The following is a 13,310-nucleotide window of genomic DNA, read 5'->3' as shown; positions in this document are numbered from 1 at the left end:
ATTTGTTAATTTTGCCATACCTTGATTCGGGCTTTGTTATCAAAACGGATTAATTTTTCCTAAGCAAAGTAAAATTACGCAATCTGCGTTATGTTGTCTTGATTTTTAAATATTTTGGAAAATCCAGAAAGATCGTTATATAGCTGAATAAAAAATACCCCCGGTTGTGGGCCGAGGGATTCTGCAAGTCGGAATTATCGCACAAAGACATTCGCGTACCCAGAATAACAATGTAACAAGTGGAAAAAATGCCAAAATGCCAAAAACCCACCGGATTTGTTAGCAAAAATTTAGTCATCCTTATAGGTATTTTAAGATCCAGTCGCAATGGTGGTTGGTTGCAAATAAGTAATTAATTGTTGTATACCTTGTTGCAAGTATCTTGTTACTGTCATTGGTGTAGCCCCGATTTTCTTAGCTGCATCTTTGCGAGTTAATTGTTTGACAAATACTAATTCCACCGCAAGACGTGGCTTATCATCAAGCATACTCATAGCCCCTTCCAATTGTTGTTGTTCTTCTTGCTGTTGCTGAAGTGCTGTGGCATGGGGACAGGGAATTAAGTCAGCCCAGGTGATAGGGAAATCTACATAATTAGATGTTGTATTATCTAGACTTAAAGGCATTCGATTTTGGGCTGCTAACTTGGTTTTTTGCCACTCTTCCAGGGATATACGCAACTTATTAGCAATTTCAATTTCTTTGGGAGGATGATTTAAAGATATTCCTAATTCTTTACGAATTTTTTGCCCTTGATTGTAAAGTTCTTGGCAACGACGGGGAATTTTGACTAAAGTAGAGTTATCCCGCAAAAAATGTAAAATTTCACCGCGAATATACGGTACAGCAAAGGAACTGAAGGCATATCCTTGGAAAGGATCAAAACGTTCTATGGCCCTAATTAAGCCAAAATATCCGATTTGTTCCAAATCTTCATAAGGTTCATAACATCTATGACTAAATTTATAGGCGATTTTTCGCACTAGACCCTTATGTAATTCTACTAATTGATTACGCAGTTTAATAGTGGGGTTTTGATGGTATAGGTATAATAGATCAATACCATCAGAACGAGCAGAGGACTCATTGAATGTCATATCAATTCCTTTGTATTAATCTCTGTGTACAAATAATGGAGTTGCGTATATTATTTTTAAGCCTGTCCATATTTTCCTTAGTTCAGGCTAAATAAGCTATAGTCATTTTACTGAATTTTACTAAATCTTAAATATAAAAATCAGTGATAATACTGAGAAATATCAGGAAAAATTAGGAGAATTATCTTTTACTCCCATTTCTCAGCTTAATTACGAATATTTACTTCTTGCAAAGAATCTTCTATTTGAAGATATACTCTCTGCGGAATTGTATTTTTCTTTTCGGAAACGGAAACTGTTTTCAGTATAGCTAATTCTTGTTGTTGATTACGTAGACGTAGTTTTTGGGAATATTCTTGGATTTTGGTTTTTGCTTGTGCATAGACATCAGCATCTTTGGGAACTCTTTGGAGGAGTTTAATTGCCCCAAAAAAGTCACCTACAGATGCTTGATTGTGAGCTTGATATAAATAGTATCCTGATCTAACTTGACGTTTTTGATTGTATTCAGATAATTTTTGTTTAACTATAGCACCAGCGGAGCTTTCTTCAGGTATTTGCTGTAAGTAATATAAAGCTGTGGAAAAATCTCTCTCTTCCGCTTTTGCATAGGCTTTAGCTAACAAAGCTTGTGTTTGTGCCTCTATATTTACTCTTGCTTGTTCAACCAAGGGCTGAATTTTTGATTGCCAATAGGAATTCACGGGAACTTGAAGACCATGATGTAATACATCTGACCATCGGTATTCTGTCAACGCTTTTTCAGCTAAAAAATAATGTTCTGAATCTTGTTGCCATTGCTTTTGCCATTCTTCAATTGAAGCTTGGGCTTCTGGATAAACATTGCTATGAATGGGGATTGACTGAGCTAAATTAATCGCTTTTTGCAGATCTCCAGATTGGTATTTTGCGATAGCTTTATATAAAGTTTCTGTAGCTGAGTAAGCTTGAGAATTATTAAATAAAGAATATACTCCCAATCCTATCAGCACGGAATTAATTAATAACCCTAATCGCAGTCCTGCTAGTAATGGTTGAGATTTTTGAGTTGTAGTTGTAATATTTTCGGAAAATAATGGAGATTCTACAATGATTCCATCTGGCTGATTTTCCCATTCTATATGCTTGAGTACCCATAGTGCTTCATTAGCAGATTGAAACCGTTCTTGGTGTTGATAACGGATCATCTGACTGAGGAAACCAACTAAATAATCATTGATAGGTGTGTCATCATCACACCAAATAATTTCATTAGTTTCGGCATCAATTTCTAATTGCAGAGGTGAAAGTCCTGTAATCGCTTGAATAGCAATTATTCCCAAGGAATAAAGGTCACTATTGGGCTGAGTTTGACCAATAAATTGTTCTGGGGGAATGTAACCTAATGATGTAACAGGAATTTGATCTATAGAGAATTCTGTTTCCAAACTAAAGTCTATTGGTTGAATTGAACCAAAGTCAATTAACACCAATTTGGCATCTATAGCCCGTCTAATTAAATTTTCTGGTTTAATATCGCAATGAATAAAGCCTTGGGAGTGAACAAATTCGAGAATAGATAAAGCATCTTCCAGAAATTTGATAATATCAGCTTCACCCCATTTGCCTAGACTTTCAGGGTTGTTAGGCAATTCCGCAGCTAAAGACTCTCCGGGAATAAATTGTTGGACTAGATAAAAGCGCTCATTTTCTTCAAAGCAGGTAATTAGTTCCGGAATTTGAGGGTGACGGCCTAAATGTTTCAGGGTTTCAGTTTCTGTTAAAAACCGTAATCTGAGGTAATCAAAGTAGGATGTAGATTGATAGTTGTTAACCTTGAGTTGTTTAACAACATATCTGGGTTTTTCTGGGTGGTATATATCTACAGCGATAAATGTTTGTCCAAACACTCCTGCGCTAAGTGGTTGAACAATTTGGTAACGCTCTTGTAATACTTTGCCGATCATCTGCTTGCTCATGATCCAATTACTCAGAAATCCTTATATATCTTTTCTGACATCGGCTGCTATTTTCCGGAATTATAAAGAATAATTCAGTATGTGAAATCTGATAATGATAGTTTAAGTATTTTTACTGATGATCTTCCTTTTCTGCAAAGCTATCAGTTAATGGTTTGACGACTTTAGCGATCGCTTCTTGGACAAAAACTTTGATAAACTCATCACGGCGATTAATCTGAAACTGTTGTTGGACAACTTCTGTCATTCCTCCATCTCCCCAATCTTGATCATGGCGGAAATATTCAATAAAGCTTTTCCCGGCAATGCGGGTTAAATATGCGGCTGTGACTCCTTGAATTGCCCTCCCGACAATAAAAGTAGCAACGTTCAGTTGCAAAGCCGTTGATAATAACTGAATTGCCCCCTTGACGATACCTAAACCAGCAATAGTTTTGCCTAAAGATAGGGCTAATTCTTTGCCCCGTTCCATGTTTAAATCACAACCATAGAGTCTGCCAATTTCTACTACCATTTGGGCATTAACGGCGGCGGTTGCGAGTAAATCTACCATGGGCAATGGTGTGACTGAAACTACACCTGCGCCAATCCATTGATAACGTTCAACGATTTTATCAGCTTGACGACGACGTTGGGAGTCTATAAGTTTCCGGGCTTCTTCTCCTAAGCGCAGAGATTGTAAAAGAATATTATCTGCTACTAAATCTTCTCCCTCAGCGCGTAAGATAGAAGCCATGCGACGCAATAAGGGGATAATATCCGCTTCGGGTTGGAAAGTTTCACCAGTTTCTAATTTTGCTATTTGGGGATTGGCGGCGATGGCAACAACATCATTGGTAGCAATAAACCCCCGTACCCGTTCCCGCAATCTTGCCAAGATTACTTCTGTATCAGTTTCAGTATATAAATCTGTTTTATTCAGGACTAAAAGCGATCGCTTACCAATTTCCGCTAACCCCCGCAGAGGTTCATATTCAGAACGCCGCAAATCATTATCCACCACAAATAACAGTAAATCGGCTTCTGTGGCTAAAGCCCTAGCCAGTTGTTCCCGTTCTGTACCCGCTACCCCTGGTTCTAAAATCCCTGGAGTATCGGTAATTAATATCTTTCTTTCCAATCCTTTCAAGCGTAAACAATAGGTTTCTCCTACCTGAGTTGTTCCCATAGGGGCATTTACTTCGCCGACTATCCGCCCCATAATCGCATTCACCAGGGAAGTTTTCCCCGCACTACCTGTACCAAAGACAACAACTTGAATTTCACCCCTGACTAAATTCGCTTCAATTTCCCTAGTGCGACTCAGTAAAGCTTGGCGTGTAACTTCATCTTGAATTTGGGCTACTTGTTGACGTACCGCTTGGAGAGTAGAAGAAGCAGCATCAGATTTAGCGGCGGGAATTTGGGCGGCAGTCACTCTGTGCCGTTTTTGTCGGGATTTCTCTTCTCCCTTTCGCAGCACTAGTACATAATAAATAAAAGCGGCAATTAAACCACCAATCAGTAAAACTAGTAGTAATAATAGTAAATTACCTAACAACGGGGAATAGGACAACTGCCAGTACAGCCGGGAGAGAGAATCAATTAGCCATAGGGTTAACGCCAAAATGACGATTAGGCCAACAATCAGAGTGACAATGCGCGATAAAGGCATGAATGATAAATATAGTAACTATATAGTGTTTTTTTCTAGTATAGAAAGTAAAAAGCCATAATTTTTGTTAAACTAACATTTAGTTTGTGTGCAATGTATCCTTAATGATCGGCGATTAAATTCTGCATTTGTTCTTTAACCCCAATTAAGGGGAAATTGAAAAGCCGATTCAGACTATGAAATTTTTTCTGAATTCAAATATTTTAGCTCTTTCAAAAAATTATTCCCTCTCTTAAGTATCAGAAAAAAAATTGTCTTTGGGTATACTCTTTCCCTGGGAATAACAATTTTGGGTACATCTGGAGGACTATTAGTAAGCGATATCTATTTTTAAACAGCTAGTCAATTTGAATATTTACTCTGCTATTTTGTTGTATTATTGATAATTAGAGAAATTAAAAACAACAGGAAAAAATAAATGGGACTACTTGATCAAATTCTTGGCGCGGTTACTAATTCCACTCAACCAGGTGGTTTGGATAACTTGGTAAATATTGCCACCACCGTTAAACAATTAGGTAATGGCGTTGGTGCAGACTCCTCCACCATGCAATCAATTTTATCAGTAGTCGGTAAACAGGTACAATCATCTTTACAAGCGAAACAAGCCAGCGACGGAAGTGAATCCGTACAAGATTTAGTAAATCAATTTGCAGGAACTTCTTCTGATTCCCAAGCCGTAGATAGCCTATTTTCTCCAGATATCCAAGCACAAGTAGCGGAAAATGCCGCCCAGGTTACTAGATTGGATGTGAATACCATTCAGCAATTATTACCAACTTTAGTCCCTTTAATCTTGAGTTTCTTGCAATCTGGTGGTAATCCCTTGCTAAATCAATTTCTAGATGCTGACGGTGATGGTGATGTGGATATTGCTGACGCGATTAAATTAGCTAGTCGGTTTTTAAGAATTTAACACTGACAGCAAAAATTTCCGCAAAGAATTCACTGACAAGTGATAATTTTGAGAATTGTGAACCGTTAATAATTGAGTTTATGACCGTAGCCGACGATAAAACAATAGTCCGCGAATACTTCAACTCCACAGGCTTTGATCGGTGGCAACGCATCTATGGTGATGGTGAAGTCAATAAAGTCCAGCTAGATATTCGCACTGGACATCAGCAAACCGTGGATAATGTCATCGGCTGGTTAAAAGCTGACAACAATTTACCATCATTATCAATTTGTGATGCTGGCTGTGGTGTAGGTAGTCTGAGTATTCCCCTCGCCATAGATGGCGCTAAAGTCTACGCCAGTGATATTTCCGCCAAAATGGTATCAGAAGCCCAGGATAGGGCTGTAATGGCTTTGTCAAATACCGTAAATCCCTCCTTTGCGGTACAGGATTTAGAATCTTTAAGTGGTAATTATCACACCGTCATCTGTTTAGATGTTCTGATTCATTACCCCCAGGAAAAAGCTGATGAAATGATTTCTCACCTATGTTCTTTAGCACAATCAAGAGTCATTCTTAGTTTTGCCCCTAAAACCTGTTTTCTGACTATCCTCAAGAAAATCGGTACGTTCTTTCCTGGTCCGAGTAAAACTACTCGCGCTTATTTACACCGTGAAGCTGATGTGATCAAAATCCTGCAAAAAAATGGCTTTTCAATCCAAAGAAAAGCTATGACACGGACAAAGTTCTACTTTTCCAGTTTACTAGAAGCAACTCGTACATCTGCTTAGTAAATATAGTATAATTTATACTTGATATTCCCGATTTCTTCAAGAAGTCGGGATTTTTGTTATTCACGAGTTATTAGCTTGTACTACGGGGGGAAAATGACCCAAGGCAAGTTGTTAGAATTCTTTAGAGACTTCCAATTAAAAAAATATCCCAAAACTTATTGTGGTGCGGGCATCTTGCCCGCTAATAATACAAGGACGGGCAAGATGCCCATCCCACAAAATTGGATAATCTTTTTTGTGGAGTTCTCTTAGAGGATATTGGTATTTCCATATCAGCGGGGTATTTATTTATGTCTGCTTTGATGCCATTGCCAAGCATGAGAGACGATATCTTTAATACCTGGATATTGGGGTTGCCAATTCAAGATTTTTCTGGCTTTTTCACTTGTACCAATTAAGGCTGGAGGATCTCCGGGACGACGATCACATTCTTCTACTGGTATTACCATACCTGTGACATCTTCAGCCGCCGCAATCACTTCTCGGACTGAAAAACCGTTACCATTTCCTAAGTTGAAAACTTCGCTTTCACCACCATTTAATAAATATTCCAATCCCAAAATATGGGCATCTGCTAAATCATTAACATGAATATAATCCCGAACACAAGTACCATCAGGAGTAGGGTAATCTGTGCCAAAAATGCTAATAGCTTCTCGTTTACCTAATGCTGTTTGTAACACCAAAGGGATTAAATGGGTTTCCGGATCATGATCTTCTCCTAATAATCCTTGAGGATTAGCACCAGCAGCATTAAAGTAGCGGAAACGCACTGATTTAAAATTGTATGCCACATCAAAATCAGTTAATATCCTTTCTACCATTAACTTAGTTGCACCATAGGGATTAATGGGATTTTGGGGATGATCTTCTGTAATGGGAATAAAATTGGGTACACCATAGGTGGCACAGGTGGAAGAAAAGACAAATTTATTAATAGAAGCTGCTAACATTGACTCTAATAATGTCAGCGTTCCTAAAACATTATTCCGGTAATATTTGGCTGGATCTGTTACAGATTCACCTACATAAGCATAGGCGGAAAAGTGCATAACTGCGGCAAAATTACGACTTTGAAAAAGATGATCTAATAAAGAGCGATCGCTTGTATCCCCTGCGATCAATTCTACCTGTAAAACCTGTTCTACTAAATCCCGGTGTCCATATACCAAGTTATCCAGGATTACCACCTCATAACCAGCTTGCTTGAGTGCTAACACCGTATGAGAACCAATATATCCTGCTCCCCCCGTCACCAAAATGCTAGGCTTTCCCGCTGACATAATTTCTCCTTAATGGTTCTTTTATGAATCTAAGTTTAGCCTAAGTTTAATTATGGAAAATAGCCAATTGCCAATTCCATACTTCATCCTTTGTCTAAAGCACAGGTGTTTCCTCCTGAGTCGGAGGCACCTTCAAGGGTTTTCGGCATTTTCTTGATAATGTGTGATCAACGTCTCCTAATAGCCAATAAGCAATTTACTTAATATTATGAATCAAACCTATACAACCGATGTCTTAGTAGTTGGTGGAGGCACAGGTGGAACAGCGGCCGCTATCCAAGCAGCACGACGAGGTGTAAAAACCATCTTAGTCAGTGAATTTCCCTGGTTAGGAGGAATGCTAACTTCTGCCGGTGTATCTGCACCAGACGGAAACGAATTACAAGCCTTTCAAACTGGTTTATGGGGGGCTTTTTTACAGGAATTGCAACGCAGACAACCGGGGGGATTAGATCATAGTTGGGTCAGCTTTTTCAGTTATGATCCGCGGATAGGTGCAGAAATATTTGCCGATTGGGTGGGAGAATTACCGAATCTTCAGTGGATTTCGGGACAAGTGCCTTTAGAAGTTTTGCGAACCCAAGACCGGATCACAGGTGTACGCTTTGCGGATTTCACGGTCAACGCCAAAATTATTCTCGACGGCACAGAATTAGGAGATTTATTAGCTTTAGGAGAAGTACCTTACCGTTGGGGTTGGGAATTGCAGTCAGAATGGGGAGAACCCAGCGCTCCAGCAAATTTTAACACCCTGACCCAAACCTATCCAGTGCAAGCACCAACTTGGGTAGTGGTAATGCAAGACTTTGGAGAAAGTACCGCCCCAGCAATTATCCCAGCCCCTAACTATGATCCATCCCAGTTTACAGGAGCTTGGGATAACTATAGTCCAGAAAAATTTTTGAACTATGGACGCTTACCAGCAGATAGATTTATGATTAATTGGCCTATTGCGGGCAACGATTACTGCCAAAATGCCAATCGGTTGTTAGATGGGGATGTTAAAAAGCGCGAATTTGTGCAAGAATGTTTTTGGCACGGTCAAAATTTTGCCCATTTCATTCAAACCCAGTTTGGTAGGCGTTACGGATTAGCAGAAAATATTTTTCCTCATGCTGATTCCGCTTTTGCTCTCCATCCCTATTATCGGGAAAGTCGCCGCCTAGTAGGTTTAACAACTGTTTCTGAACAGGATATTTTGCCTTTAGCGCACAGTAAAACCGCATTACCATTTCCTGATGCGATTGCTGTCGGTAACTATGCCAACGATCACCATTATCCTGGTATTGAGTTTTTACTCCAACCTAAATCTATCCGTTGGGGTGGAAGATGGACAGGAACACCCTTCACTATCCCTTATCGCGCTCTGATTCCTGCCACTACAGATGCTTTACTAGTCTGCGAAAAAAACATTTCCGTTTCTCACATTGCCAATGGGGCTACAAGACTTCAACCAGTAGTCATGGGCATTGGTCAAGCAGCGGGTATGGCGGCTGCTCTTTGTATTGTGCTAGAATGTCAGCCCAGGGATCTACCAGTGAAGAGTTTGCAGGCTGCATTATTGACAGACGACTATGCACCTGGCGTAATTGTTCCCTTGTTTAACTTATTAACTAATCATCCCGATTGGTTGCACTGGCAAACTTATTATTTAGACCACCCAGAAGCTTATCCTGCCGATGGTAACTGTCCTGATGTTTTAGTTGAGGAAGATAATAAATTAAACCTCGACTACTTTATCGGCAAATTCCAACGACTAGATCAGCAAAATTACCAATTTAATATTACAAAAGAAACCAATTTAACTACAACAAATTGGCAGCTTGTGACGTTGAGATCGAATATAGACCAACAATTACAAGCTTTTCCCCCAGACACAATGCTCAAGATTTGGGGGCGGCCAAATCTGTCTGGAAATTGGTTACTTGTTGAGCATCTTGAAGAAGTATCAAATTAACTTTTATTCAGTAAACTACAATACTTTTTCCCGAATTTTCCGGACAGACATATCAAAGTTAAGTATTAGTGAAGTAGAGAGTTCTAAAATAGACATCTACTATGCGTGCTGCCATTTCACTTTTAGTATCGAGTCTGGTATTTGGCTCCTTAGCTTTTAACTGCGAAGCAGTACAGACTCGTTTTTCCGCTCTGTCAATGGCTAAGTCTGATTCCCAGCTTTCACCTTTGGTTAACCAAAGTTTCAACCTGGCTGATAACTCCAAACCTAGCCCCAATCAACCCGAAAAGCCCAATCCTCATCGAGGTAGTGGTCGCAGAGGCTTAGATGGATAAGTTGGGAATGTCAATTCTTGTTATTTAACAGTTGGAGCGTCATACCTGCCAACGAGCGAGATGATATTACCGGATTATCGGATATTTCAAATCCTGCATCCCACTTCTTGAAGCGAGACGACATAGACAGTTACAGCACTACACTTGTTTGATTCTATCGTTTGTAAATTTTCCTTTGACTGACACCAGATATAGATAGTTACAAGCACTATATCGTTGATCAGTTGTATGGCTCCTGCGTCATCACGCAAGCTATGAGTATTTCAATTTCTCTGCTAAAAACATAGACAGTTACAGCACTTCATCTCTGGAAAATTGTTCAATATTTCATCAAAACATCCGGTAATTACTCAAACCTTGGCGTGTATTGGTGACTCAATCACTAATACACGTACCAATCTAGCCGTTGCTATACATTAGGCTTTAATAGGTGGAAATAATCACCGTAATCGAGGAAAAAGAACACTTTTATTTGAATTTGTCAACTCATCACTTTAGGTAAAGTTGCTCTCATTAACTTTAGTGTTTGTCCAGTACCACAAACAACATCTATGACTCGGATTTGTCCTTGGGGAATATGGTCAAAAGCTATCAGTTGGGATTTGAGAGGAGATATTTCGTTAGAGTGATGGATAGATCAAGTTTCTCAACTTTGTCCTCACGGTTTTGAAAAGCAAAATCCCAGTAATTATTGTTCAAGGTTTTCAACCTATTTCTTGAAAAATTAAGTTTTGTTAAGCATTTTGTCGAGTTTAGTAGCTCGTCCGGATTTTTACAGCCAAAAAAATGGAAAATGTAAATCATTCATCACAATTTTTACCTGTTAACAGGTGTGAATGGTTTATTTTATGGACATCCAAACCGCAATAGTCGCCCTCTTAGCCTTCTACGTCGCCTGGAATTTGGGTGCAAATGATGTTGCTAATGCCATGGGAACTTCTGTGGGATCTGGGGCTATCACACTCAAGCAAGCAATTATTATTGCTGGGGTGTTAGAGTTTCTTGGCGCTGTCTTGTTTGGACAAGAGGTAACGTCTACCCTTGGCACGAAAATCGCTAATCCAGCCTTATTTGCGACGACACCACAAACTTTAGTGATGGGGATGATTTCGGTACTGCTAACGGCTGGGATATGGCTACAAATTGCCACAGCTAGGGGTTTACCTGTGTCTTCGTCTCATGCCATTGTGGGCGCGATCGCTGGCTTTACTTGGGTAGCATTAGGAATAGAAGCAATAGATTGGTCATCCATTGGTTTAATTACCATTGGCTGGATTTTAACACCAATAATTAGTGGGGCGATCGCCGCTGGGTTTTATAGTCTGATTCAATATTGGATTTTTAACCAACCCCAGCCCCTATCCCAGTTACAGGAATGGATTCCCTGGTTAAGTACATTGCTATTGAGTGTATTTGGAATTATTGTTCTCCCCACAGTCACTCAACCTCTGAGCCAGTTTTTAATAGAACAGGGAAAATTGAATATTCCCCCCCATGACATTACCCTATTCATCGGTGGCATCGGCGTAATTATCCTAACTCTGATCAGTTGGCGACAATTGGCAAATAGTCAAATTGACCATAAAATTCAAGGTTTATTTGCCAAATTTCAAGTTTTGAGTGCTTGCTTTGTCGCTTTTGCTCACGGTTCTAATGATGTTGGTAATGCGATCGCTCCCCTAGCAATAATTTCCTATATTCATCAACAAGGTCAAGTCCCCAGTGATGAACTCACCATTCCCCCGTGGATTCTGGTTCTCGGTGCGATGGGAATTGTGGCAGGTTTGGCAGTTTGGGGTAAAAAAGTTATTGCCACTATTGGCGAAAATATTATTTCCTTAGAACCTAGTAGCGGATTTTGCGCCGAACTAGCTACAGCCATGACAATCTTGCTGGCTTCCCGCTTAGGTTTACCTGTTTCCACCTCTCACGCCCTTATCGGTGGAGTTGTGGGTATTGGACTGGTACAAAATATTAAATCAATAAAATTTTCCACTATCCAAAATATCGCCGCTGCTTGGTTAATTACAGTCCCTATCAGTACCGCCCTGAGTGCCGCTATTTTCACGATTATGGGAATTTTTTGGCACTAACGTGAAAATACCACCGTAAATTCTTGAATTTTGCCAGAACTTCTCTCTGCTTGAGAAGATTTTGCATAATTTCTGCCTATTAATTACAATGATTTGTAAAAGATAGATAATTAATAGTTACCCATGATGATGGCAACTATCAAGCAATAGGCATTCCGCACTGATTTGATGCTTGTAGTTAGGTATTGATATGTAAGAATTTCATAACTATCATTTTTTGAAGAAATGATAGGTACTAATCTTCTATAGGTGAGTTAAATTTATAAGTTCAGTAAAATTGTTCAGTTTCCTGTCTTTTCTCAAGGAAACTTAATATAAGTGTTGTTCGCGCAGTGTGCCAGAAGCAATCTGGTATCTGGGGCAGCAACTTAATCATCAAGGTGTTAGAGGCTAGAAACTGATGGGGCGATTTGAGAAGCGACCAGAAAACCCACGCATTAGAGGTGAGCTATCCAGAGCCGCAGAAAATGCTCTATGGGATGTAGTTGAGGATTTAGAAAATCTTCAACAAAATCTGTTGAGGACGTTACAGGAAGATGTGAAACGCCTGGAAATTGAAAAAAACCGATTATCTAACGATATTCAAAAGTTAATTGAGGAAAAAGAACAGTTACAGCAATCACGGCAAATCACGGAACAGCAAGTGTTAATCCGTCAGTTAGCAGAAGTTTTAGCCAAACACATCTCTTCCCAATTACAATCCTCACTGAAAACTCTAGCTACTCAAGCCGTAGAGCATGACTCACCTGATAAAGTTGCGCTTCAGAATGCCGAAATAAATAATAATGCAATTAACGAAATCGGACAGAATGTCAATAGCATGATTGACAGTCTAGATGATACTGTCACCATGGCCTTTAGTTCACTATTGCAAGAACTTAAAAACTATCAAGGTGATCTTTCCCAGCAGTTGTCGCGGATGTATAGCCAACAACAGCAAGGGGAAGCAATATTAGCAGAATTTGTGAATCGTCTCCGCAGTGAAGTAGAAAAAAATAGAGACGCTAACTCCCTCAAATTAGTAACAGGGGGCGCACCTACAGTTTTACAAATGGCTGATAGCCTCCGTAGCGAAGCCATAACTCATCAAAATGGGAATGGGGAAAAATCTCCGCAAAAAATCATTGTTGAACCAGTTACTTTAATTGCTCACGAATTACCAAACGGTGATTCCACATCAGCAGCCACTGCGGTGATATTATCTTCAACAACAGAGAACATACCTAAATCCAGTTCTTTCG

At 39.5% G+C, this 13,310-nt stretch carries 9 protein-coding genes and 1 pseudogene; 6 read left to right on the top strand and 4 right to left on the bottom strand.

Translation table 11 applies throughout. The features are described from left to right. Positions 1-311 precede the first annotated feature (311 nt). From FJR11_RS19180 to FJR11_RS19170, 3 genes are all read right to left on the bottom strand, one after another. The gene (locus tag FJR11_RS19180) at positions 312-1,097 is read right to left on the bottom strand and encodes an RNA polymerase sigma factor SigF (RefSeq protein WP_168506590.1); all 786 of its coding nucleotides are present in this window, start codon (positions 1,095-1,097) and stop codon (positions 312-314) included. Positions 1,098-1,303: 206 nt separating this feature from the next. Further along, a complete protein-coding gene (locus FJR11_RS19175) occupies positions 1,304-3,055 on the bottom strand; it encodes a serine/threonine-protein kinase (RefSeq protein ID WP_168506588.1) in 1,752 nt (583 codons plus the stop codon). Between the two features lie 112 nt (positions 3,056-3,167). Continuing rightward, the gene (locus FJR11_RS19170; protein WP_168506586.1) at positions 3,168-4,709 is read right to left on the bottom strand and encodes a YcjF family protein; all 1,542 of its coding nucleotides are present in this window, start codon (positions 4,707-4,709) and stop codon (positions 3,168-3,170) included. Positions 4,710-5,127: 418 nt separating this feature from the next. Here FJR11_RS19170 and FJR11_RS19165 point away from each other — a divergent pair, with 418 nt between their 5' ends. Continuing rightward, positions 5,128-5,625: a DUF937 domain-containing protein gene (locus tag FJR11_RS19165; protein WP_168506584.1), complete on the top strand. Its 498-nt coding sequence runs from the start codon at positions 5,128-5,130 to the stop codon at positions 5,623-5,625. 80 nt (positions 5,626-5,705) lie between these two features. After that, positions 5,706-6,398 carry a magnesium protoporphyrin IX methyltransferase gene (gene bchM, locus FJR11_RS19160; RefSeq protein ID WP_168506582.1) on the top strand — a complete coding sequence of 231 codons (693 nt, stop codon included), beginning with the start codon at positions 5,706-5,708 and terminating at the stop codon, positions 6,396-6,398. A gap of 287 nt (positions 6,399-6,685) precedes the next feature. Here the strand turns inward: bchM and galE are convergent, their stop codons facing one another. Then, complete coding sequence (gene galE / locus FJR11_RS19155; protein WP_168506580.1) at positions 6,686-7,684, bottom strand: UDP-glucose 4-epimerase GalE; 999 nt, start codon at positions 7,682-7,684, stop codon at positions 6,686-6,688. 205 nt (positions 7,685-7,889) lie between these two features. On the opposite strand from galE, the gene FJR11_RS19150 reads away from it, so the two are divergent. From FJR11_RS19150 to FJR11_RS19135, 4 genes and pseudogenes are all read left to right on the top strand, one after another. Then, positions 7,890-9,641: an FAD-dependent oxidoreductase gene (locus FJR11_RS19150; protein WP_168506634.1), complete on the top strand. Its 1,752-nt coding sequence runs from the start codon at positions 7,890-7,892 to the stop codon at positions 9,639-9,641. A gap of 101 nt (positions 9,642-9,742) precedes the next feature. Next, positions 9,743-9,976, top strand: coding sequence for a heterocyst-inhibiting protein PatX (gene patX / locus FJR11_RS19145; protein ID WP_168506578.1), 234 nt, complete (start codon positions 9,743-9,745; stop codon positions 9,974-9,976). Positions 9,977-10,824: 848 nt separating this feature from the next. After that, complete coding sequence (locus FJR11_RS19140; RefSeq protein WP_168506632.1) at positions 10,825-12,069, top strand: inorganic phosphate transporter; 1,245 nt, start codon at positions 10,825-10,827, stop codon at positions 12,067-12,069. Between the two features lie 400 nt (positions 12,070-12,469). Next, positions 12,470-13,310 (top strand): annotated as a pseudogene (locus tag FJR11_RS19135) (hypothetical protein); the annotation flags it as partial.

The organism is Anabaena sp. UHCC 0187, from assembly GCF_009712035.1.
Taxonomy (GTDB): domain Bacteria; phylum Cyanobacteriota; class Cyanobacteriia; order Cyanobacteriales; family Nostocaceae; genus Dolichospermum.
This window is presented reverse-complemented; position numbering and strand designations above follow the sequence as displayed.

What these genes read in the sequence shown, in the direction of transcription:
- FJR11_RS19180 (WP_168506590.1), bottom strand. Translation starts at nt 1,097, where the DNA reads ATGACATTCAATGAGTCCTCTGCTCGTTCTGATGGTATTGATCTATTA.
- FJR11_RS19175 (WP_168506588.1), bottom strand. Translation starts at nt 3,055, where the DNA reads ATGAGCAAGCAGATGATCGGCAAAGTATTACAAGAGCGTTACCAAATT.
- FJR11_RS19170 (WP_168506586.1), bottom strand. Translation starts at nt 4,709, where the DNA reads ATGCCTTTATCGCGCATTGTCACTCTGATTGTTGGCCTAATCGTCATT.
- FJR11_RS19165 (WP_168506584.1), top strand. Translation starts at nt 5,128, where the DNA reads ATGGGACTACTTGATCAAATTCTTGGCGCGGTTACTAATTCCACTCAA.
- bchM (WP_168506582.1), top strand. Translation starts at nt 5,706, where the DNA reads ATGACCGTAGCCGACGATAAAACAATAGTCCGCGAATACTTCAACTCC.
- galE (WP_168506580.1), bottom strand. Translation starts at nt 7,684, where the DNA reads ATGTCAGCGGGAAAGCCTAGCATTTTGGTGACGGGGGGAGCAGGATAT.
- patX (WP_168506578.1), top strand. Translation starts at nt 9,743, where the DNA reads ATGCGTGCTGCCATTTCACTTTTAGTATCGAGTCTGGTATTTGGCTCC.
- FJR11_RS19140 (WP_168506632.1), top strand. Translation starts at nt 10,825, where the DNA reads ATGGACATCCAAACCGCAATAGTCGCCCTCTTAGCCTTCTACGTCGCC.